Raw genomic sequence first — 21,556 nt, forward strand, 5'->3', positions numbered from 1 at the left:
GATTCTTGCGATTCCGGAGTTCGATTTTATTTTTGACTACTAAGTACAGAATACCTACATCGCGGTTACCGACAAACGGTAACGACGTCGAATGACGCCGAAACAGGAGATGCAAATGACCGATTTCACACTTCACACGCTGGAATCCGCACCTGACGAGAGCCGTCCACTTCTGGACAATTCCCTCAAGGACTTCGGAATGATTCCGAACCTTCACGCCGTGATGGCAGACTCTCCTCAACATCTTGAGGCCTATCAGAAACTGCACGAACTTTTTCAGCAGACAAGCCTCTCGGTCGTCGAACAGACCGTCGTGTGGATGGCCATAAACGTCGAACACGCCTGTCACTATTGTGTCCCGGCGCATACGGCGATCGCGCACATGCAGAAGGTAAATGCCGGTCTCATCGAATCCTTGCGAAACGGGGCTCCGCTTGAGGATGAAAAACTCGAGGCGCTGCGCCGGTTCACGCTCAAGGTGGTTCGTCAGCGTGGCGTGGTCTCAGAAGAGGACACAAACGCATTTCTTGCAGCGGGCTATACCCGGCGACAGATCCTCGACGTCATTCTTGGCGTTGCACAGAAAGTCATGTCAAACTATGTGAACCATTTGGCAGACACGCCAGTTGACGCCCCTTTCCGGAAATTCGAATGGAATCCGGCTGTCATCGCTGCGGAGTAAACTGATCGGCTCCGGCAAAAAATTGCCGGAGCCAGTCCAGACGAGGGAAAATGGCCGGACGACCCAAATCTTTTGACATGGACGTTGCCCTTAATGCATTCGTCGACGTGTTCTGGACAAAAGGATACCAGGGAACATCCATCGACGATCTGCAGCAGGTGGCCGGAATAAAACGCGGCAGCTTCTATGCGGCTTTCGGGTGCAAGGACGATGTCTTTGCAACTGTGTTGAACAAATACTGGAATGAGGCGACGGAACTCGGCCTGGCACACCTGAAAACGGAAGCAGATCCACGCCGTGCCGTGGCGCAGTTCATCCGCCACGTCGGACTGTTCATGAGCCGGAACACGCCGCGTGGTTGCCTGTTGCTCACCTCATCCGGAAGTCCAGAAAGTGAGACGGGACAGACGTCGCCGCTTGTGCGCGAGCGGATGAACGTGCTCGAAGACCGCATTTTCCACACGCTCCATCGGCAAAATGGTATTCCCGACGAGAAGAGAGCCCGTGAACTTGCGGCCTTTGCCCTTTCCTGCCTTCTTGGCCTCAATGCGCTCGCCCGAAACGGTCAGGACAGCGACAAAATTCTTGCTGCTGCAGATCATGCGGCAAATGCTGTCGAAAACTCAGGGCAGCAGCCCGCAAACTGACACCTGTGCTGTAACTGCCGCGATCCCGTGGACTACCGCGACGCACAATTTTCATTGTCCAACCAGCATGACAAGCGCTAACCTGCTGATGACAGGTTGGATTGTGGGAACGTGCTCATGAAAGAGGCGATCAAGGCAGCGGAAGCTGCTGAGCTAATTCCGGATGGATCAACGCTGCTGATCGGCGGCTTCATGGGCGTTGGATCGCCACACAGGTTGATAGATGCAATCGTTGCCAGAGGCATCAACGACCTGACGATTGTTGCCAATGATACCGCAATGCCTGGGCGCGGTATCGGCAAGCTTGTCACGGCAGGCTGTCTTACCAGGGTCGTTGCCTCACATATCGGCCTGAACCCCGAGACCCAGCAAAAAATGATTTCCGGCGAAATCGACGTTGAATTGGTGCCGCAAGGGACGCTTGTGGAGAGGATCAGGGCAGCCGGTGTCGGCCTGGGCGGGATTCTGACCCCAACAGGCCTCGGAACGTTGGTTGAAGAAGGCAAGCAGATTGTCACTGTCAGTGGCAGGGATTTTCTGCTCGAAGAACCAATCCATGGAGACTTTGCACTGATTGCCGCTCACCAGGCGGATTATGTTGGCAATCTGGAATACTCGCTCACTGCACACAATTTCAATCCCATCATGGCTCTGGCGGGAAAGACCGTTATCGCGGAACCCCAGACGATAGTCCCGATCGGCGTCATTTCACCTGACAGCGTGAAAACACCTGGAATCCTGGTCGATCATCTACTGGAGAGACAGCCCGATGGAAGCTAAGGAAATCATCGCGCGGCGCGTGGCGCAGGAAATCGAGCCGGACACACTGGTCAATCTCGGTATCGGGTTGCCTTCGATGGTTGCAAATTATCTTCCCAAAGAGGTTCATGTCTTCTTTCAGGCGGAAAACGGGGTCATCGGGCTTGGGGCCCGCCCGCCCGAGGGCATGGAAGATCCGGATCTGACCGATGCCGGTGGCGGCTTCGTCACCGCTGTTCCCGGCGCTGCATCGATCGACAGCGCGATGAGTTTCGGCCTGATCCGTGGAGGGCATCTGGACATGACAGTGCTCGGCGGACTTCAGGTCGATGAACGCGGATATCTTGCCAACTGGATGATCCCGGGCAAGATGGTTCCAGGCATGGGCGGGGCGATGGATCTGGTTGCCGGTGCAAAACATGTGATCGTTGCGATGGTTCATACGGCCCGGGGCAAACCGAAGATCCTGCGCGAATGCAATCTGCCGTTGACTGCCCGGCGCCGCGTCAGCCTTATCGTGACCGAAATGGCGGTGATAGAACCGACCGAAGATGGATTGGTTCTGAAGGAAGTCGGCCCGGGGGCCAGCGTCGACGACGTCATTTCAGCAACGGAAGCCAAGCTTATCGTTCAAGGGGACGTTCCCAAAATGTCCCTGTTTTCAGAAAGTTGAGACCGTTGCTTGACTATCGAGCAACGTTCCCAGGGTATCGACACCCTGAGTTATCTGTCTTGCGCTGGCATCCGCAAATCCGATGATCAGGCCGGACTTGCGCTCCTTGCCCTGATAACAATTGCCAAGCGGGGACACCGCAAAACCCCTTTCCTGCATTGCTGTCGCCAGGGCGTTGTCATCTACCTGTTCGCGAAACATCATCGCGACCTGAACGTTTCCGCTTGGCGCTTCCACTTCAACCCTGTTGCCGAGACGTTCGTTCAACGTCCTGACGAGCAGAGCCCCGCGCTCCGCGTAAATCTTCCGGATATGTTTCAGGTGTTTCTTGTAGGCGCCGCTATCCATGAACTGTGCCAGCGCTACCTGAATCTGAACGCTGGCAGCACATCCCATGTTGCGCATGAGTTGTTGAAGCGGCTCGACCAGTTGGGGTGGAACAACGCAGTAAGACAGGCGAAGGCCTGGCATCAGACTTTTTGAAAAGGTGCCGAGGTAGACGACCTGTCCTTCTTCCGCAAGGCCATAAAGAGCGGCGACCGGGCGCCCTGAAAACAGGAATTCGCTGTCATAGTCGTCTTCCAGAATGACGGCGCCTGCCGACCGGGTCGCTTCGAGCAGGGACAACCGGCGGCCCAGCGGCATGCGGACACCCAGCGGATACTGGTGGGATGGTGTCACGTAAATCAGTTTCGGGGAGACACCGGTAGCCGGCATGCGTTCCGCATCAGCACCCTGGTCATCGACCGGAAGCTGGCGAATGCTCAAACCGGCAACCTGAAATGCAGTGCGTGCACCCAGATAACCGGGTTCTTCCAACCACGCTTCATCGCCGGGATCCGACAAAGCCATTGACAACAGCGATAGACTGGCCTGCATCGAGCTGGTGATCAGGATCTGCGCGGGCTCGGTCCGTACACCTCTTTCGGCAGCCAAATGACGCGAAAGCTGTTCCTTGAGAACAGGAACACCCGAATAATTCCGATACTGCAGATCAGGACTGCGTTCCATCCTCGCAGCACGGCGCAGACACCGTGCCCACTCCTCGTAGGGAAAGCTATCGAGTGCAGGCGCACCGGGTTGCAGCGCACCATCACGTGAGGCCCAGGCTTCGCCGCGAACGTTCGTCGACATGGCAAGACCACGGCCGGAAAGGTTTGACTTGAAAGCCGGCGCAACTCGAATGCCCGTATTTCCTTCCAGGGGAAATCCCTCGGTGATCCTGGGAGCGGCGCCGGCCTTCACCGAAATGATACCCTCCGCCTGAAGCAGGTCGTAAGCCGCATTCACCGTGTTTCGTGCGACGTCGAGCGTCGACGCAAGCCTGCGGGTGGACGGCAACCTGGTTCCCGAGACAAGAAGGCCACTGCGCACTGCATCGCGAAATCCTCGATAAATCTGTTCGGCCAGGGGAACCCTTCCGGAACGTTCTAGCGTCAGAATACCCTCGGGAAAAACTGGTTCTGTCATTTTTTAAAAACCGGATCTTTTACAAGTCCAGTTTATCGAAGAAACCAGGCAGCACAAGACAAACCTGGATCAGGAGATACCCATGTCCACGTTGGAGAAGCGCAAGGCCACGAACCTGCCGCGCTATGCAAAGATCAGGCAGATGAACAGAGGCAGCTATGATCGCGCTCTTGCCAATGAAATCCTTGATGCCGGTCTTGTGGCCCATTGCGGTTTCATACACGAAAACAAGCCAATGGTAATTCCGATGGCATACGCCAGGATTGGTGACAAGCTGTATATTCATGGCGCCAGCACAACACGGATCATCAAGGACAATGCGAAAGGTGTTCCGGCAAGCCTGACCGTGACCCTCATAGATGGCCTCGTTGTCGCGCGCTCTGCTTTCCACCACTCGATGAACTACCGCTGCGCCATTGTGCATGGTACCGCACACCTTGTGGAGGATCACGACAAACAGATTGAGGCACTCGCCGCGATCACGGATCATATTCTACCCGGTCGCTGGGATGAATGCCGCGCAATGATGGCGAAGGAACACAAGGCAACCGGGGTCCTTGTCATGGACATGGAGCATGTCAGCACCAAGGTCCGGACAGGCGGGCCGGTTGATGACACGGAAGACCTGGGAACAGACCTTTGGGCAGGTGTGGTTCCCGTCACAACTGCACTCGGGCAGCCTTTCGATGCATACGACGTCCCGGAAGGCACTCTTGTACCGGAGTCGATCCCGGCAGCCAGACGAAAGTTTGCATGAAATAGCTGGTGGCAAACAAAAAACCCCGCTGCCTCTGCAGCGGGGTTTTATATCCCGGTAAGGTCAATCATCCTGTTAGAAATCAATGACCTCACTTACCTGGTCAAAAGATCAGCTGGACGACATGAGGCGCTTGACCTTGCTGCAATACCGACGGCTGACTGGATTCATCCGCTTCGCATAGTGACCCGCATTGTAACGCAGGATCGTGCCACAAAGATCACCGTTGGCCCGTTCATGGGCACCGGCGAGATACTTCATGCCCCACTCGATATTTGTCGCCGGATCGTAAAGAGCTTTCGTGGATCCACGGTAGCCGATACCTCGCGCGGTTGCAGGTTTGATCTGCATCAGCCCAACCTCACCCGCCCGGCCGCGTGCTCTCGGGTTGAAGTTGCTTTCCACTTCCACGACCGCTTTCGCAATTCTGATGGGAACACCGTGTTTCGCTGCTGCCTTGCGGATCAACCTGGAAAACTCCTGCTTCTTGGCCGGAGCATTTGCCGCTCTGACCGTCTTCTTGGAAGAAGCTGGTTTGACCTGCGCTTTCTTTTTGGTCTTTTTCGGACTGGACTTCTTGGCGGTGGTTTTGGTCGCCTTCTTGTTCTTGGAAGTTTCGGTGTTCGGAGAAATGACATGCAGGATCGGGTCCGAACCGGAGCCCACCTGTTCCCTTGATGCCAGCTTCTCGGCACTCTTCTTCATTTTTTCAGGGTCGATGACGTGGAGGATCGGGTCCGACCCCGAACCGGCTGCCATCGCGACGGGTGCAATCGTAGTGGTTGCAAAGGCGAAAAGGCAAAGCGCCCCAGTTAGTTTATTGAATGACCGTAACATTCGTCCAGCCCTTTTGGTTTTCATTCTGGTTAATTTCGGAGCGGAGAAATGCAGGACCTGTGGGACGAAATTTAGCGCAATCCAATCACGTTTTATTTCAAATTGTTACAGAAATTTACCAAAAAATCAGGCCCAAATCGGAAAAAAACGGGGTTTGTGACGAAATCTTGCCGTGCATCCGGCAATTTGCAGACAAACTGAAGACCATTCATGACGCACTGCAGCAAAGTTATCTAATTTGTTGCGGTGCAAAATAGAAAAATCGATGGTGACGGGTGGGTCGATGCACCTATTGTGAACGGCATCCGGTAGCCTGGCCTTCCCGGTCTTGTGTGACCGGCTTCCGACCTACACCGAGAAAGTCGGCAATCGCCGCAGAAGCAGATTAAGCGTTTCGATGGTCGAATGATCTGCGACGCCGTCAACTTTTTCCTGCCGAAAGTGACGCTGAAATGCTTTCACGGCATGACGTGTCTTTTCATCAAAGACACCATTGATGTCGACATTATAGCCGTAAAGCCCGAGCATCGATTGCAAGGCTTCCACCGGTTGACCTCTGTCGCCTTCCTGCATCAGCAATCCGGCGACAATCGCGTGCGGTTCGACATAAAGTCCGACACCGGCTTCAGCAAGCCTGTTCCAGGGAAACTTCTCCCCGGGATCCTCTTTCCTGTCAGGCGCGATATCCGAATGTGCAAGAACCATCCAGGGAAGCACGTCGTGACGCAGGCAGACATCCTTCGATAACCTGACAACCGCTTCAATCTGACTTTCCGGAAACGGGCGATAGCCGAATTCGTGGCCAGGATTGACGATTTCGATCCCAATCGACCGAGAATTGATGTCTTTCTCGCCTTTCCAGAAACTGCGTCCTGCATGCCATGCACGCCTTGCTTCTGGAACGCATTGAAGAATGGTCCCATCTTCGTAGACAAAATAGTGGGCGGAGACCTCCGTACGCGGATCGCACAATCGTTGCAACGCCAACTCAGCGCTCTCCATGCCGGTATAGTGAAGAACGAGCATGTCAATCGGCGCATCCTGAGCCCGCGGCCCGTGGTTTGGTGATGGATGCACCCTTGCATCGACACCGGTGTCCGTCACGACGTTCATATGCCCCTTTCCGCGCGGATTTTTGCCCATGCATCGTTGAGGGCTGCCAGTCGATCGTTTGCAATTCGGACAAACTCTTCCGGGACACCCCGTGCGATGAGACGGTCGGGATGCGTCTCCTGGACTTCCCGCCGGTAATGGGACTTCAAGTCCGCGTCACTGGCTTCCGGTCCCAATCCGAGTACCACGTACGGATTACCGTCGTTCCGAACATGCCGGGCCAGAACCTTGCCAAACTCCCGCTCATCCAGACCGAAAACTTCGGCCACCTTGGAAAGGTAGCCTACTTCGCTCTCGTGTACGACACCGTCAGCTTTTGCAATGTGGAACAACCCATCGAGTATATCGAGCAAGGTCTTGTGATCATATGGGAAAAGATCGGCCAGCTTCTTTGCGTAGACTTCAAAGCCGGCGACATCTTCCTGCGCCAGGTTAAACAGCCTTGAAACATTGCGTTCTTCGCTGGGCGGCACATCGAAAAGTTCGCGGAACGCAAGAACCTCGTCGGTCGTGACGACACCGTCGGCTTTGGCCATTTTTGCGGAAAGTGCGATCATCGCGACGGTGAAGCCGACACTGTTTGTGCCTTCCGGGCGCGCCAGGACAAGCTGCACGAGCCGGTCGATAATTTGAGCGCCGCCAGTTCCGATCGAGCTGACAATGCTGCCGATACTGCTCCAGACGCTCACCTACAAGCTCCCACTATGTCCAAAACGGCGCGACAAAACCCGCCGGTTCGTGGCGAATCAAAGCTTCTTCACACTCTTATCGGCACTTGTCAGCTTTGACTAGAAGCAAGGCTGAACGAAGCACGCATTCCTGAAACGGCAGCGAATTCCACAGCTTCTCTGCAAGTTCGTTAAAACCTAAAGAGAATGTCCTCAGATTCATGATGGTTAAAGGATTTCTGCTTACGATCGCGATACAAGTGTTCGAAAAACGGTACCAAGCCGGATGGCAATCCCACTCGTCAGAAGCAACATTGTCATATTTTTGGTATCCATGTCGCTGGTGCTTGCGCTGGCGCTTGGGGTTTATGTCAGCAATCGCCTGCTCACTCACTGGCTCCTGGTGAGTGGTCTGGAGCAGAACTATGCTGACCAGCAAACCGATATCCAGACCGCTCTGGCAACTTACGCTGTTGAGCTCGAACCGCAGTCCAGCCAGAAGCTTGAAGGATTACGCCTTTCACCACCTGCCGAAAGCAGCGCTGCCGCCCGGATGTCTGGTGAAACACGCGAAAAATTCCAAAAGATGCTGGCACGGCATCATGCTGACTCGATCATTCTGAACCAGGCGCTTGTCTATCCGGCGGGCGCGTCCGCCGAAAATCCGAACCTTCCGGATTTTGCGCAGATAGATTGGCTCGCAAAGAATGAACTTACGTCTGTTCGCACCCTCAATCACGCCTGGGCCGCCTTCAATTCGGACCGGGCCCTGACCGTTGTTCCGGACATGACCTGGCTCGGAGCGTTCGGTTCCAATGCCATTGTCGTCTACAATCCGAAACGAGCGGATGTCGTCGAACCCAGTCTCGTTCTGCTGGTGACGCAAACGGGTATTCTGGAAAACCTTTCAGGATTGATCTGGTCAATCAGCGCGGCAATCGGCGTGCTGTGCCTGCTCTCCTTCGCGTTGGCCGCCATTCTGCTCTGGATGCGATTTTATGATCAGGTCCGCACGAACAGTAACATTCAGTACCTTGCCCATCATGACACTCTGACGGGCCTGCCAAATCGGGCTGTGTTCAATGCCAGGCTCGCTGGAGCACTGCGTAGTGCACAGGCCAAGGCGTCGAATGTCGGCGTCATGCTGATCGATGTCGACAAGTTCAAGGAAATCAACGATACGCACGGTCACGGTATTGGAGATGTATTTTTGCAGATCGTCGCTGAACGCTTGCAGACGGTCTTCCACAAACACCTTGTGGCACGCCTGTCAGGTGACGAGTTTGCAGTTTTGTTGACATCGATCTCAGATCCGGCACGCATGACGCGACTTGCCACAGACATGATTGCAGCGACTTCCGCACCCTGCATTATCGATGGCAAGGATATCAAGCTTTCGCTCTCCATTGGCATTGCGCGTGCCACAGACGGTTCCTGGCGGGTTTCCCGTCTTCTTCACTGCGCGGACCTTGCGCTTTATCATGCCAAACACAACGGTCGGTCCACATTCTCCTGGTATACGCCCGGTCTGGACGCGGAAGCCCAAAAGCGACAGGAAGTCGAAAACGGGCTCGCCAAGGCACTCAAACTTGACCAGTTCAAGCTCGTCTACCAGCCACAATACGCGCTGCGCGACGGTACGCTGCGAGGTTACGAAGCTCTGGTTCGCTGGGAGCACCCCACCAAAGGGGAAATCCGACCCGATCTTTTCATCCCGATCGCTGAAGACTGCGGTCTGATCGACGAAATCGGCACCTGGGTGTTGAACCACGCGTGCCGGGAAGCAATGCTTTGGGAAGATCAGAGCAAAAAGGTAGCGGTCAATGTTTCAGTTGGGCAGTTCGTCGCCGGTGAAACACAGAAAAGAGTGGCGCAGGCGCTGAACAAGTCCGGACTTAACCCGAGGCGCCTGGAAATCGAAATCACCGAGAGCCTGCTCATATCCAACACGGAAGCCGTGATCGAGACGCTGCGTCAGATCCACGACATGGGCGTTTCAATCGCTATGGATGACTTCGGTACGGGATATTCGTCACTGAGCTATCTCAGTCTCTTCCCGTTCGACAAGATCAAGATCGATCAGGCCTTCATCCAGAACCTCGGCAAGGACACGAGCACGGATGCCATCGTCACATCCATCGTGGGACTGGGTCGGTCCCTGAACGTGACCATCACGGCCGAGGGAGTAGAGACGGAAGAACAGGCCATTCTCCTGAGCGCCGCTGGCTGTGATCTCGTGCAAGGCTATATGTTCGGCAAACCGGGCACCGTGGCAAAGCACGAAGCCGCCTACCCGATCTTCCCTCACAATGAGGAAGGCGGATTTTGGTTTCCGCAAAAACGGAAGCAAGTCCTGCCGCCGCCAAAAATTTCGCTTTCGCCCCAACTTGCGCAATACGCAACGCTTGCCGCTCCGGAAGAAACTTCAGAAGAAGAAAACGAGACAGCGACCGTTTGAGCTGCGTCTTCGCGAGAGCATGAATGCAGGCGATCACTGCGTCGGATCTAGAGTCCGGCCCCCTGGGCAACCTGTTCCAGCGCCATGTCCTTTTCACGCGCCGCCTTGCGTTCCGAGTACCTGTCGACCAGATAATCCGATCTGCCGCGAACGAGATAGGTGAATTTCATCAATTCCTCGATGACGTCCACGACACGATCATAGAGCGGCGAAGGCCTCATGCGGCCTTCATCATCGAACTCCTGGTAGGCCTTGGGCACCGATGACTGGTTCGGGATCGTCACCATGCGCATCCACCTGCCGAGAACACGCATCTGATTGACCGCGTTGAACGACTGCGATCCACCGGAAACCTGCATCAGCGCAAGCGTTTTCCCTTGCGTCGGTCTGATCGCGCCCGTACTGAGCGGGATCCAGTCGATCTGGGATTTCAGGACGCCAGTCATCGCGCCGTGGCGCTCCGGCGAACACCAGACCTGTGCTTCCGACCATGTACAGGCCTCACGCAATTCGGCAACCTTGGGATGGTCGATGCCAACATCGTCCGGCAGGGGCAGGCCTGCAGGATCAAACACCCTTGTTTCGGCACCAAATGCCTTGAGCAGTCTTTCAGCTTCCAGCGTCAGAAAGCGGCTGTAAGAACGTTCGCGCAACGATCCGTAAAGCAGAAGGACACGGGGCCGGTGAGTTTCATGCCCGACAGCGTCCCGATGCGAAGGTGCTATCGCGTCCAAGTCGATGGATGAAATGTTCGGCAGATCGGTTGCATTCAATAAAAGGTCAGTCATTCGCGGTACCGGAGGACACCACTTCCCCGTCTTCCTTGGTGAAGGAACCAAGGTCAGCTGGAAGAAGGTCCATAACCTTTTCAGACGGCCGGCAGAGGCGAACACCCTTTTCGCTGACAACGACCGGTCGATTGATCAGGATCGGATGCTCCAGCATGAAGTCGATCAGCTGATCATCGGACCACTTGTCCTCGCCAAGTCCCAGCTCATCATAAGGCGTACCCTTCTGGCGCAGGAGGTCCCTCACTGAACAGCCCATGCGCCCAATCAGGTCGACAAGTTCCTCCCGCTTGGGCGGAGTTTTCAAATATTCAATGACATCAGGTTCCACACCCGATTTTCGGATCATTTCCAGAGTATTGCGCGATGTTCCGCATTTCGGATTGTGGTAGATCGTAATGGTCATTTTGGTCCTGTTTCGTCAAAGACTTGATGATTTGAGGATATTGGAGTGCGACAGGCCGCAAATCTCGGGATTGTTGCCGCAGCAGTCTTCCATCAGGAAACTCAGCAGGCTCTTCATCTGTTCATAGTCGACCGCATAGCGAATATGCCGCCCTTCCCTTTGCGCATTCAACAGGCCCGCCCGTTCCAGCGTGGTCAGGTGAAATGACATCCGCGTCGGCTGTACATCCAACTTCTCCGCGATCGTGCCCGACGGCAGTCCCAACGGTCCATGCGTGACGAGAAGCCTGAAAGCCGCAAGTCGATCTTCCTGTGCGAGCGCACCCAACGCTGATATGGCTGCCTGTTCCTTCATATTTCGACCTTACAAGAAATCTTGTAGTTTGCAACGCACAATAGTGTCGCACTCTATCGATCTTCTCACATGGCAGCAGCGGCCCGTGCAGCCTGATCGTAGTTTCCCGAGACCAGCCGCATAGTGGCAGCCAACCGGGAAAGCTCGCTTTCATCGAGGCCCAGCGCCTTCATTGGCTCGACCAGTAGCGCTTCCCTCAATCTCCTGTATTCCAGGCAGGCTTTCTCACCCTTCGAAGTAATTTCCGCGGTTTTTTCCTTGCCGCGACGACCGGAACTGATCAGTCCGGCTTTCACGAGTTTCTTCAGCGCATAGGTGACCGTATGCGTGTCCTCGATATTCAGGACCAGGCAGATATCGGAAAGCGTTTTTGCGCGACCGCGATGATTGACCGTGTGCAATACCAGCACATCCAGCGGGCCGAGGCCCTCCGAGCCACTGGCCGCCATGCAGCGGACCATCCATCGATGATAGGCATTGACCATCATCGTTACGGCAAATTCGATTTCAGAAAGTGCCGGCATCGCTCCGGAGGCCAGATGAGCCGCCGAAACCACCGGTCCGATGGCTGCACCGGTGTCCGGTTTGGTCTTTGGGGTGGATTTCTCGCTCAAACGTCAGACTTTCAGGGTTCGGATCCTTAAAACAGCGTCAATAGCTTAGCGACAATCCACCGGAGCTGAAATCCCCGACGAAGATAAACTTTCCTCATGCAACTGAATTGTCTAGCTTTCACTCTCAAGCGATCAACCAGGATCTGATGGCGTGCAGCTGGCAGAAAGAGAAAAACCAACCAACCCTGCCGCAGGTATCCTGCTAGTCGTCATTTTGATGATAGCCGCCTTCCTCCGATTTTACGAACTGGACAGAACCAGCCTGTGGTATGATGAGGCGGTCTCGTGGAGCCAGTCGAAGGGAACCTTGGCCGAACTCCTGACATCGGTGGCCGCAGACAACTATCCACCGTTGCACAATGTCATTTTGTGGCTCGCCATGCCTTTGATTGGAGACAGTGAAATGGCGTTGCGGATGCCCTCGGCAGCTCTGGGCGTCCTCGCTGTCTGGTTTGTCTACCTGATCGGAAAGCACCTTGCAGGACGGGAAGCCGGGCTGCTCGCCGCAGCCTTGCTGGCGTTGTCGCCGCTTCACATCTGGTATTCTACGGAAGCCCGCATGTATGCTTTGCTGGCGGCCTGCGGCCTCGTCTTTCTGTTTGCTGTGCTGAAGGTCCTTCAGCGACCTTCATGCTTGTGGATCACACTGCTGGTTTTTGGCGGCACCTGCTTTCTCTACAGCCATGTCTACGCACTGTTCGCCTTTGCCGGTGTCGGTATTGTCTGCGCGAGTTTTGCGCTCGCCCAAATCCGCAGCACGAAGAGCCTAGCCGGAAACAATGCAGTCGTGGTGTGTCTGGCAATGGCTGCCAGCACGATTTCGTTTTTGCCGTGGCTGTATCTGATTCTGAAACGCGCCCGGTCAGTCGCCGACGAAGGTTTCTGGATTGCCTATCCTGATCTTCCGTTTCTGGAAACGCTGGTCTTCGGGCTTGCTGGCTCGTTAGCTCTGTTCTGGGTGCTGACTGGTTTGGCCCTCACCGGTGTCCTGATGGCCTCTTTCAGTCCGCCCCGAACAAATGCAGATGCTTCCGCGCCACGCCAAGAGATCATGGTCTGCCTCGCCTACACTCTGGGGCCAGCAGTCCTCGCCTATCTATATTCCGTGCTTCTGCAACCAATCCTGTTCGACAGGTATCTGATCGCCGCATGGCCCGGACTGATCGTGCTCGCTGCGGTTGGAGCCACCCGGCTGCTTCCCCGTCTGGCGCCTGTTGCTCTTGTATGTGTCGCGATAGTGCTAACCTATCCGCAGCTGGATTTCACCCTGAACACCAAGATCCGGCCAGAATGGCGTCAAATCGCTGAATATTTTGAGGAAAACAGCGGTCCGGAAGACCGGTTGCTCCTTTACAAGGGCTTTGCCGCACCAGTTCTCAGCTACTACCTGCGCGACCCGGACCAATTCAAAGCCGTAGAAGTGCTCGACCAATTGAAGGAAAGCTTGGGTACGCAAAAAGAGTCAACCACATGGTTGCTTCTGGTTCACAGCAATGAGCAAGAGACTTCAAAGGCAGCCGAAATCTTCCTTAGCAACGGCGGGAGCGAGGCTATCCGGGCATTCGGTTGGGGAGCAAGCGGACTCACCCTCCTGACATCGAACCAGAACACACGCTGATCAGTCTTCAAAACGATACCGTATCGGGTGCAAAAGACATCCGCGAGTAACCTCTAACAGATTTTCATCGACAATTTATCGATAAAGTGTCATTGTTAATCGAAACCGAAATTCAAATTGCGTTGTCGCTCCACGCAACTGGCGAACGACCGGCAGGACAAAGGGACAGAACATGACATCCAAGTGGGACTTCTGGATCGACCGAGGTGGCACATTCACCGATATTGTCGGACGCGCACCTGATGGCACTCTCCACCCGCACAAGGTTCTGTCTGAAAATCCCGAAGCGTACCGGGACGCAGCCATTCAGGGAATTCGCGAGATTCTCGGCGTGGATGCCGGTGCCGCGATTCCGTCGGAGAAAATCGCGACGGTGAAGATGGGAACGACCGTTGCCACCAACGCCCTTCTGGAGCGCAAGGGTGAGCGCACGGCACTCTTCATCACCAGGGGCTTCCGCGACGCGCTTGAAATCGGCTACCAGGCTCGTCCGAAGATTTTTGCCAAGGAAATCATCAAGCCTGAACTCCTTTACGAAAGTGTTCATGAGGTTCCGGAGCGGGTCCGTGCGGACGGCACAGTGGAATTGGTCATTGATGAAGATAGTGCCCGAACGCAAATGCAGTCGGCCTGGGACGACGGTATCCGCTCCATTGCGATTGTCCTGATGCACGCCTACGCCTTTCCGACGCACGAACAGATCCTGAAAAGGACCGCAGAAGAGATCGGGTTTCCGCAAATTTCGGTTTCGCACGAGGTTTCGCCGCTGATGAAGCTGGTCGGCCGCGGCGACACGACGGTGGTGGACGCCTATCTCTCCCCGATCCTGCGCCGATATGTCGACCAGGTGCAGCAGGAGCTTGGACAAGGCCCCCGGCTGATGTTCATGCAATCTTCAGGTGGCCTGACCGCCGCGGATCTGTTTCAGGGAAAAGACGCGATCCTCTCCGGCCCCGCAGGAGGCGTGGTCGGCGCAGTGGAAACCTCCCGCATGGCAGGGTTCGAGAAGATCATCGGCTTCGACATGGGCGGAACCTCCACCGACGTCTGTCATTTCGACGGTGAATACGAGCGCGCCTTCGAGACCGAAGTTGCCGGTGTCCGCATGCGCGCGCCGATGATGATGATCCACACGGTTGCTGCCGGCGGCGGCTCCATCCTGCACTACACGGACGGGCGGTTTCAGGCAGGACCGGATTCTGCCGGCGCGAACCCCGGCCCGGCCTGCTACCGTCGTGGTGGTCCGCTCACTGTGACCGACGCCAATCTGATGACCGGCAAGCTCGCACCCGAGTTCTTTCCGAAGATTTTCGGACCGACCCAGGATCAACCACTCGATGGAGAGGTTGTCCGGCGGAAATTCACGGATCTTGCCAATGAGATAGGCGATGGCCGTTCGCCCGAAGAGGTCGCCGACGGTTTCTTGAAGATTGCCGTTGAGAACATGGCCAATGCCATCAAGAAAATCTCGGTGCAGCGCGGTTATGACGTCACAGAATACGCGCTGACATGTTTTGGCGGTGCGGGCGGTCAGACCGGCTGCCGCGTTGCAGACAGCCTCGGCATGAAAACCGTTATTCTGCACCCGTTTTCCGGCATTTTGTCGGCTTATGGCATGGGGCTCGCGGATATCCGTGCCGACCGTCAGAAGGCGGTTGTCAAGGTATTGACCGAAAAGCTGATGCCGGAATTGCACGTTTTGCGGGATCAGCTCGCAATAGTGACGGAAGCAGAGCTGGAACGTCAGCAGATTGCCAAACACCAACGCCACACGACTGCAATCGTTCACCTGCGCTATGACGGCACGGATACACCTTTACCGGTTCACTTGAGCACTGTCGAAAAAATGCGCGCGGCATTTGAGGAGTCTCACAAGAAGCAATTCGGTTTTGCTTACGACAACAAACCCGTGGTCGTCGAAGCGATGGAAGTGGAAACGGCAGGCGGTGGCGCCGGCCTTGTCGAACCAGATCTCGACCTGCAGCCCCACGCAGCGGTTCCGGCAACATCGACAAGAACCTATTCGGAAGGTGCCTGGCATGACGCCGGCATCTACCGGCGCGAAACCCTGAAGCCCGGCATGAAGGTTCCAGGGCCAGCCGTAATCATCGAATCCCACGCGACAATTGCCGTGGAAGACGGATGGCAGGCCGAGATCAACACCAAAGACCATGTTGTCTTGAACCGGGTGGTGCCGCTGAAGCGCGCCGATGCCATCGGCACGCATGCGGATCCGGTGATGCTTGAGGTCTTCAACAACCTCTTCATGTCGATCGCCGAGCAGATGGGCGTCACGCTGCAAAACACGGCCTACTCGGTCAATATCAAGGAACGCCTGGATTTTTCCTGTGCCGTATTCAATGCAGATGGTGCCCTGGTCGCCAATGCACCACACATGCCGGTTCATCTGGGTTCCATGGATCGTTCCGTCGAAACAATCATCAAGCTGAACAAGGGCAAGATAAAACCGGGTGACGTCTTTGCCCTGAACGCGCCCTATAATGGCGGAACACACCTGCCCGATATCACAGTAGTCTCCCCTGTTTTCGATGACGACGGCGAAGACATCCTGTTCTGGTCTGCCTCTCGCGGCCACCATGCGGATGTTGGGGGATCCGCTCCGGGCTCCATGACACCCCGCGCCACGAAAGTGGATGAAGAGGGGGTCCTCTTCGACAATTTCAAGATTGTCGACGAAGGTCGTTTCTGTGAGCAGGAACTGATCGATCTGCTGACCAATCACCCCTACCCGGCGCGAAATCCGCATCAGAACGTTGCTGATCTTTCCGCACAGATTGCCGCGAATGAAAAGGGTATTCAGGAACTCAGGAAAATGGTGGCGCATTTCGGACTGGACGTCGTCCAGGCCTATATGGGCCACGTGCAGGATAATGCTGAAGAAAGTGTTCGCCGGGTGATCGAAGCCTTGAAGGATTCCGAATATGTCTACCCGACAGACCAGGGATCCGAGATTCGCGTCAAGATTACCGTCGACAAGGAGCGTCGCGAAGCCACGGTCGATTTCACGGGTACGTCACCGGTCAAGCCGAACAATTTCAACGCTCCGGAACCCGTTACACGAGCAGCAATCTTGTATTGCTTCCGCGTGATGGTTGAAGGCGACATTCCGATGAATGCCGGATGTCTCAAACCGATCCACATCATCATTCCCGACGACTGCATGCTGCGCCCTTCCTATCCGGCCGCCGTCGTTGCGGGAAACGTGGAAACGTCGCAGCATGTCACGAACACCGTCTTTGCAGCGCTTGGTGCCATGGCGAACGCGCAAGGCACGATGAACAATCTGACATTTGGCAACGACACCTATCAATACTACGAAACCATCTGTTCGGGTTCACCGGCGGGACCCGGGTTCAACGGTACCGATGGCGTTCACACCCACATGACAAATTCACGCCTGACCGATCCGGAGGTTCTTGAATTCCGGTTTCCTGTTCTCCTGGAAGATTTCCATATCAGGAAGGGGTCTGGCGGTAAGGGAAAATGGTCTGCCGGCGACGGCACATGGCGAACAGTGCGCTTCCTTGAAAAAATGGACTGCGCCATCCTGTCGTCGCACCGGACAATCAGGCCCAAAGGCATGAACGGCGGTGAAGACGGAGAACTGGGTCGAACCCAGGTACGTCGCCTCGATGGCTCGATAGAATTGCTGGAGGGCTGCGATCAGACGGTGCTCGACGCTGGCGAGGCTGTTACGGTCATTACACCCACTGCAGGCGGCTGGAGCAAACCATGACCTGTTTCCGCCAATCACACGTCACAAACGGCCGCAATCTTTGCGGCCGCTCACCATGCACGCTATTGTACGATTACATTGAATTTTCTACCAGTAAGTGAAAAATACAACTTGACCAACAACCGAAATTAACCGAATCTTCAACGCTCCCACGTTTAAATTAAACACATTACGCAACGGTCATAAGGCCTTTACGCGGATTGTGAGAGAAACGATGACGCTAGGTTCAAATCCGATTTCAAATTCGGTTGCAGCGAAAATTCTCTCACTGGTTGCGTTTCTATGTATCGGGCTGGTCGTCGTTGCCGCGGTTGCAATCATTCAAATGAACCTCATCGGCAAGGAACTGGCCAACATTGCGGAAAAGGACATTCCGCTTACCGAGGCTATCAGTCATGTGACCAATCATCAGTTGGAACAGGCAGTGCTCGTTGAACGCATGATGCGCATCGCCGGTGTCAGCGATGAAGCCGAAAAATCACATTTCGGCACCATGAAGGAGCATCTTCAGAAACTTGAAAAAAAGGTCGCAGATGAAATTTTGAAAGCCGAGCAACTGGCTGAGTATGCGTTGGCCAATTCGAGCACGGAAGTTGAGCGCAAAGAGTTTGAAATGGCGGTCGATCGTTTGAAACAGATCGAACGGGAATATGCGACATACAAGCTCCATGTCGACGAAATCATGATTTATGTTGAACAGAACGACCTTGAGGCGGCAAACAAGCTCCTGATCACCCTGGAGGAAGAACAGGAACGTCTTGATCACGAGCTCATCGCTCTGCTTGAAGAAATCGAGGGATTTACACTAGCCGCCGCGCTGGCAGCTGAAGCGCATGAAAAGCAGGCGCTTCGTCAAATAACCGTCGTATCGATTGCCACGTTTCTGCTTTGCGGGATCGGTTCGGTTCTCTTTGCCCGTTTCATGATCTCAAAGCCTCTCAATGAGGTATCCGGAGGACTGTTCGAGCTTGCCAGGGGCAATACGGATGTAAGCGTAAGAGTACGTTCACGGGATGAAATCGGCAAGGTCGCCCAGGCCTTCGAGGTTTTCCGGGATAACGTGATCGAAATGAAGCGCCTGCAGGAACAGGCCCGTGAAGAAGAAGCTCAGGCAGAAGCCGACCGTCGCGACACTCGTTTACGGCTGGCCGATGAACTTGAAGGCAAGTTGATGACGAGTTGCGAGGCTGTTGTCACGGCGTTGCAGCATCTGTCGGATGGCGCTCACCAACTGGCAAAAAACAGTGATGAAACCCTTGAACGATCCAACACCGTTGCTGCCGCAGCAGAAGAAGCGACAGCATGCGTTCAATCCGTCGCCTCTGCGTCAGAGGAACTTGCCAGCTCGATCCAGGAAATCAGTCGCCAGATAACGTTCGCCAACACGTCGACCACAAACACGTCAGAGCAAGCGGCAACATCGGATCAAACTGTCAGGCAGCTTTCCTCAGCCGCGGAAGAAATAACAGAAGTGCTGAAGCTGATCAGCGACATCGCCGACCAGACAAACCTGCTCGCCCTCAACGCGACAATTGAAGCCGCAAGAGCCGGAGAAGCCGGCAAGGGCTTCGCAGTTGTTGCGTCCGAAGTAAAAGCCCTTGCCAATCAGACTGGCCAGGCGACCGACCAGATAGGAACACAACTCAGCGGAGTTCAATCAGGGGCAGCCACCTGTTCGGACGCCATTACCAGGGTCGTCACGTCCATGAGCGCAATTCGCGAACAGGTTTCAAGTATCGCGTCGGCGATAGAGGAACAAAATGCGGTGACAGCTGAAATCGCCAAGAATGCATCCGAGGTTGCCCAGGGAAGTGCTGATATTTCGATGAACATCACTGAGGTCAATCAGGCGGCACAGGTTTCCGGTGAAAGGGTGAAAGAAGTCGCAGGCCGGGTTGACGACGTATCGACCCAGATCAACACCATCAGAAACGGTCTCGCCGATTTCCTGGGCCACTTGAGAGCTGCGTGACGCAACCGGTGTGTCCTGAACGGAAGGTGCTCCCGCTCAGGACATTTTCGAGGGATGCGCCTCACTCCATCTTTGGAAAGTTCATCAATCTGTAATTCAGATCAGATACGCGCGTGCACTGTGTCGACCGTATCTCAACAACCGTTCTTTCCTTGATCGGTCGTTTGATCGCCTTGCCGGAACACATTGGCAGATAGATCGCTCCTTCCTCCGCCAGTTCATGTACCACGCCTCTTGAAAGTGACAGCCCTTGTGCCAATACCTTGTCCATTCGCACCGGACACTTATGCGGATTCAAGATGGTCAGGTTTGATTGAGAACCGTTTTCGCTCGTGCGGACCTGCAACCGTTTTGTGATCGAGAATTCGGGACCATGTCCCGACGCTACACAAGCCGAATTGGCGAGAGGATTTGAGGCAATTCGGTGCGCAAGGGACGCGTCGTTTTCCTGAAGTGATACCAGCAGATCACGCGGAATGTTCCCGACCGGTCGTCTTTCGAAAAGGGAGAGGTTCCAGCGATTGTCACATGCAAGACACTTGTAGATCAGCCAGGCATCCAACCGGCTACCATTCGCGTTCAGCCGGAATTTGCCGGTCGAGGCAAACGAACTGATTGCGCCACAGCGGCGACAGGGGTGTTTGATTTGGGGGGATTCGGTTGTCAGGACAGTCCATTCAACACTTGATAACAATGACATTCCGTCGGTCTTCCTGCAAAGGGAAGTCCGTCGACGGGCGGTCGGGATCCTGCCGGCTGGAGAGCCGGCGAAAATCGGTCTGGCTGTGTTGGATATTCAGGATGTTGTGGCGTATCGGAAAACAATACGGCAAGGCCAAGCCACACCGGTCCCGATCCGCCTCATGACGAACAAGTCAATGGGTCACTCCTGCGAGTAACCAGCGGATACGAAGACCGGTCAGAGTGTAGGCAAGACGATCATCCTGATTGAAAAACGGATCGGTTTTTTAGCCGATGCTGACGGGATGGACAAGAGGTACCGGGAAAGCACGATTTCCAGGTGATGCCGTGGCAACACTCAGGCGCCCCTGGCCTCCCTGGCCAGGTTTACAAGCACCGGGCGGACTTCTTCCGGCTGGTCGAGAACATTTGCAAACCACAGCCGCTCAACCTTGTCGCCAGCAACAAGATCCAACCCTTCGGGATCAAGACCTGCGAGACGCCAGTTTGCAGTTTCTGCCTTGCACAGCACTTCAGCATAAAGCTTGACGGCGTCGGCGTGGTCTTCATTCATGTGTGTCACTGCACCACCTTCCATCGCAATCCAGCTTTCAGCATCGCCGAGCGGTGACAGCATGTCTTCAGACTGAAGTTCAAAAGCCTTGCCAAAGCCGCCATTCAGGCTTGCCCGTTCGAGCTCGAGCCGAAAAAAGGAAAAGTCGCCAAAATCGGCATAAAGCTCGGCTTTGGGATGGCGCAACAGGTAGCGGCGACGCAGTCGTTGATGAACGTCGCCACCACGCTCGATCCGGTGCGCTTTGCAGAAAAGGGAGACTCTGGGATGGGCAAGAGGATCGCCTTTCCCGGGCTCCCCGAGCAAGAGGGAACAGACCGGTGTTTCCAGGATCGCGGCCGTATGGCCTGACAAGGTGCTGGTCAATATGACGGGCGTCCCGTCGAGATCCGTTGCAACAGCAACACGGCTGGCAAGCGGAAGTCCTGTGCCCGCTTCCAAAACAGCGAGTGCACCGAAACGGGCCTTCCGGATCAGGGTCCTTGCCAGCCGACGCGACGCGTCATCCGTTTCCCTGACTACTGACTGCGGTTCTCTTTCGTTTTTGTCTTCTGGTTCCAAACCGGTCTCCTGCACTCATGCCGCGTCTCGAATAGCTCCCTCCGGAACAAGAAACACCACAGCAGAAACCTGAACGCAAGATGAACGGCCACATCAGAACCGGTTCAGGGCATCTGTGCGATTGTTCATTCGTCAGCTACGGCGCCAGACAGTAAGGCGCAGGCACC

19 protein-coding genes are annotated in these 21,556 nt (G+C 55.2%); 9 read left to right on the forward strand and 10 right to left on the reverse strand.

What is annotated here, in order from left to right:
* Positions 1–115 precede the first annotated feature (115 nt).
* The 4 genes from ACO6TI_RS26770 (at position 116) to ACO6TI_RS26785 (ending at position 2,761) form a co-directional block, all read left to right on the forward strand.
* A complete protein-coding gene (locus ACO6TI_RS26770; protein ID WP_055118018.1) occupies positions 116–682 on the forward strand; it encodes a carboxymuconolactone decarboxylase family protein in 567 nt (188 codons plus the stop codon).
* Between the two features lie 50 nt (positions 683–732).
* Positions 733–1,329: a TetR/AcrR family transcriptional regulator gene (locus ACO6TI_RS26775; RefSeq protein ID WP_422383723.1), complete on the forward strand. Its 597-nt coding sequence runs from the start codon at positions 733–735 to the stop codon at positions 1,327–1,329.
* A 117-nt stretch (positions 1,330–1,446) separates the two neighbouring features.
* On the forward strand, positions 1,447–2,109 hold the full coding sequence (locus ACO6TI_RS26780; RefSeq protein ID WP_104703609.1) for a CoA transferase subunit A: 663 nt from the start codon (positions 1,447–1,449) through the stop codon (positions 2,107–2,109).
* Positions 2,099–2,761 carry a 3-oxoacid CoA-transferase subunit B gene (locus ACO6TI_RS26785; RefSeq protein ID WP_029060913.1) on the forward strand — a complete coding sequence of 221 codons (663 nt, stop codon included), beginning with the start codon at positions 2,099–2,101 and terminating at the stop codon, positions 2,759–2,761. Before ACO6TI_RS26780 ends, ACO6TI_RS26785 begins: the two co-directional genes overlap by 11 nt.
* Here the strand turns inward: ACO6TI_RS26785 and ACO6TI_RS26790 are convergent.
* Positions 2,750–4,231, reverse strand: coding sequence for a PLP-dependent aminotransferase family protein (locus ACO6TI_RS26790; RefSeq protein WP_422383724.1), 1,482 nt, complete (start codon positions 4,229–4,231; stop codon positions 2,750–2,752). The genes ACO6TI_RS26785 and ACO6TI_RS26790 overlap by 12 nt on opposite strands.
* Before the next feature lie 82 nt (positions 4,232–4,313).
* On the opposite strand from ACO6TI_RS26790, the gene ACO6TI_RS26795 reads away from it, so the two are divergent.
* Positions 4,314–4,988, forward strand: a complete 675-nt coding sequence (locus ACO6TI_RS26795; protein ID WP_422383725.1) for a pyridoxamine 5'-phosphate oxidase family protein — start codon at positions 4,314–4,316, stop codon at positions 4,986–4,988.
* 111 nt (positions 4,989–5,099) lie between these two features.
* Here the strand turns inward: ACO6TI_RS26795 and ACO6TI_RS26800 are convergent, their stop codons facing one another.
* The 3 genes from ACO6TI_RS26800 to ACO6TI_RS26810 all read right to left on the reverse strand — a co-directional run bounded on the left by ACO6TI_RS26800 (position 5,100) and on the right by ACO6TI_RS26810 (position 7,627).
* Entirely contained in the window at positions 5,100–5,693 is a 594-nt protein-coding gene (locus ACO6TI_RS26800; protein ID WP_209003698.1) for a transglycosylase SLT domain-containing protein, read from the reverse strand.
* A gap of 480 nt (positions 5,694–6,173) precedes the next feature.
* Positions 6,174–6,938: a peptidoglycan recognition protein family protein gene (locus ACO6TI_RS26805; RefSeq protein WP_104703754.1), complete on the reverse strand. Its 765-nt coding sequence runs from the start codon at positions 6,936–6,938 to the stop codon at positions 6,174–6,176.
* The gene (locus tag ACO6TI_RS26810; RefSeq protein WP_104703606.1) at positions 6,935–7,627 is read right to left on the reverse strand and encodes a J domain-containing protein; all 693 of its coding nucleotides are present in this window, start codon (positions 7,625–7,627) and stop codon (positions 6,935–6,937) included. Before ACO6TI_RS26810 ends, ACO6TI_RS26805 begins: the two co-directional genes overlap by 4 nt.
* A gap of 265 nt (positions 7,628–7,892) precedes the next feature.
* Between ACO6TI_RS26810 and ACO6TI_RS26815 the strand changes: the two genes are divergently transcribed.
* Positions 7,893–10,064 (forward strand): putative bifunctional diguanylate cyclase/phosphodiesterase, encoded by a 2,172-nt coding sequence (locus tag ACO6TI_RS26815; RefSeq protein WP_082442870.1) that lies wholly within the window; start codon positions 7,893–7,895, stop codon positions 10,062–10,064.
* 47 nt (positions 10,065–10,111) lie between these two features.
* Here the strand turns inward: ACO6TI_RS26815 and arsH are convergent, their stop codons facing one another.
* The 4 genes from arsH to ACO6TI_RS26835 form a co-directional block, all read right to left on the reverse strand.
* Complete coding sequence (arsH, locus tag ACO6TI_RS26820) at positions 10,112–10,852, reverse strand: arsenical resistance protein ArsH (protein WP_422383726.1); 741 nt, start codon at positions 10,850–10,852, stop codon at positions 10,112–10,114.
* Positions 10,845–11,258 (reverse strand): arsenate reductase (glutaredoxin), encoded by a 414-nt coding sequence (gene arsC / locus ACO6TI_RS26825; protein WP_055117377.1) that lies wholly within the window; start codon positions 11,256–11,258, stop codon positions 10,845–10,847. Before arsC ends, arsH begins: the two co-directional genes overlap by 8 nt.
* A 15-nt stretch (positions 11,259–11,273) precedes the next feature.
* Positions 11,274–11,612, reverse strand: a complete 339-nt coding sequence (locus tag ACO6TI_RS26830) for an ArsR/SmtB family transcription factor (protein ID WP_196877265.1) — start codon at positions 11,610–11,612, stop codon at positions 11,274–11,276.
* 65 nt (positions 11,613–11,677) lie between these two features.
* Entirely contained in the window at positions 11,678–12,136 is a 459-nt protein-coding gene (locus ACO6TI_RS26835) for a winged helix DNA-binding protein (RefSeq protein ID WP_208992769.1), read from the reverse strand.
* A gap of 241 nt (positions 12,137–12,377) precedes the next feature.
* Between ACO6TI_RS26835 and ACO6TI_RS26840 the strand changes: the two genes are divergently transcribed.
* The 3 genes from ACO6TI_RS26840 (at position 12,378) to ACO6TI_RS26850 (ending at position 19,573) form a co-directional block, all read left to right on the forward strand.
* A complete protein-coding gene (locus tag ACO6TI_RS26840) occupies positions 12,378–13,844 on the forward strand; it encodes a glycosyltransferase family 39 protein (RefSeq protein WP_422383727.1) in 1,467 nt (488 codons plus the stop codon).
* A 172-nt stretch (positions 13,845–14,016) separates the two neighbouring features.
* Positions 14,017–17,601 carry a hydantoinase B/oxoprolinase family protein gene (locus ACO6TI_RS26845; protein WP_422383728.1) on the forward strand — a complete coding sequence of 1,195 codons (3,585 nt, stop codon included), beginning with the start codon at positions 14,017–14,019 and terminating at the stop codon, positions 17,599–17,601.
* A gap of 214 nt (positions 17,602–17,815) precedes the next feature.
* Complete coding sequence (locus ACO6TI_RS26850; RefSeq protein ID WP_055117384.1) at positions 17,816–19,573, forward strand: methyl-accepting chemotaxis protein; 1,758 nt, start codon at positions 17,816–17,818, stop codon at positions 19,571–19,573.
* A 61-nt stretch (positions 19,574–19,634) separates the two neighbouring features.
* Here ACO6TI_RS26850 and ACO6TI_RS26855 read toward each other — a convergent pair whose 3' ends face one another.
* Positions 19,635–20,273: a DUF1062 domain-containing protein gene (locus ACO6TI_RS26855; protein WP_196895319.1), complete on the reverse strand. Its 639-nt coding sequence runs from the start codon at positions 20,271–20,273 to the stop codon at positions 19,635–19,637.
* 339 nt (positions 20,274–20,612) lie between these two features.
* Positions 20,613–21,389 (reverse strand): DUF2470 domain-containing protein, encoded by a 777-nt coding sequence (locus ACO6TI_RS26860; RefSeq protein ID WP_196877260.1) that lies wholly within the window; start codon positions 21,387–21,389, stop codon positions 20,613–20,615.
* Positions 21,390–21,556: the final 167 nt, after the last annotated feature.

It is taken from the genome of Roseibium album, from assembly GCF_965233825.1.
In the GTDB taxonomy this organism is placed as follows: domain Bacteria; phylum Pseudomonadota; class Alphaproteobacteria; order Rhizobiales; family Stappiaceae; genus Roseibium; species Roseibium album.

Coding starts and splice junctions, on each gene's coding strand:
- ACO6TI_RS26795 (WP_422383725.1), top strand. CDS start 4,314: ATGTCCACGTTGGAGAAGCGCAAGGCCACGAACCTGCCGCGCTATGCA.
- ACO6TI_RS26855 (WP_196895319.1), bottom strand. CDS start 20,273: ATGTCATTGTTATCAAGTGTTGAATGGACTGTCCTGACAACCGAATCC.
- ACO6TI_RS26835 (WP_208992769.1), bottom strand. CDS start 12,136: ATGCCGGCACTTTCTGAAATCGAATTTGCCGTAACGATGATGGTCAAT.
- arsH (WP_422383726.1), bottom strand. CDS start 10,852: ATGACTGACCTTTTATTGAATGCAACCGATCTGCCGAACATTTCATCC.
- ACO6TI_RS26780 (WP_104703609.1), top strand. CDS start 1,447: ATGAAAGAGGCGATCAAGGCAGCGGAAGCTGCTGAGCTAATTCCGGAT.
- ACO6TI_RS26815 (WP_082442870.1), top strand. CDS start 7,893: ATGGCAATCCCACTCGTCAGAAGCAACATTGTCATATTTTTGGTATCC.
- ACO6TI_RS26850 (WP_055117384.1), top strand. CDS start 17,816: ATGACGCTAGGTTCAAATCCGATTTCAAATTCGGTTGCAGCGAAAATT.
- arsC (WP_055117377.1), bottom strand. CDS start 11,258: ATGACCATTACGATCTACCACAATCCGAAATGCGGAACATCGCGCAAT.
- ACO6TI_RS26790 (WP_422383724.1), bottom strand. CDS start 4,231: ATGACAGAACCAGTTTTTCCCGAGGGTATTCTGACGCTAGAACGTTCC.
- ACO6TI_RS26770 (WP_055118018.1), top strand. CDS start 116: ATGACCGATTTCACACTTCACACGCTGGAATCCGCACCTGACGAGAGC.
- ACO6TI_RS26845 (WP_422383728.1), top strand. CDS start 14,017: ATGACATCCAAGTGGGACTTCTGGATCGACCGAGGTGGCACATTCACC.
- ACO6TI_RS26805 (WP_104703754.1), bottom strand. CDS start 6,938: ATGAACGTCGTGACGGACACCGGTGTCGATGCAAGGGTGCATCCATCA.
- ACO6TI_RS26800 (WP_209003698.1), bottom strand. CDS start 5,693: ATGAAGAAGAGTGCCGAGAAGCTGGCATCAAGGGAACAGGTGGGCTCC.
- ACO6TI_RS26785 (WP_029060913.1), top strand. CDS start 2,099: ATGGAAGCTAAGGAAATCATCGCGCGGCGCGTGGCGCAGGAAATCGAG.
- ACO6TI_RS26775 (WP_422383723.1), top strand. CDS start 733: ATGGCCGGACGACCCAAATCTTTTGACATGGACGTTGCCCTTAATGCA.
- ACO6TI_RS26830 (WP_196877265.1), bottom strand. CDS start 11,612: ATGAAGGAACAGGCAGCCATATCAGCGTTGGGTGCGCTCGCACAGGAA.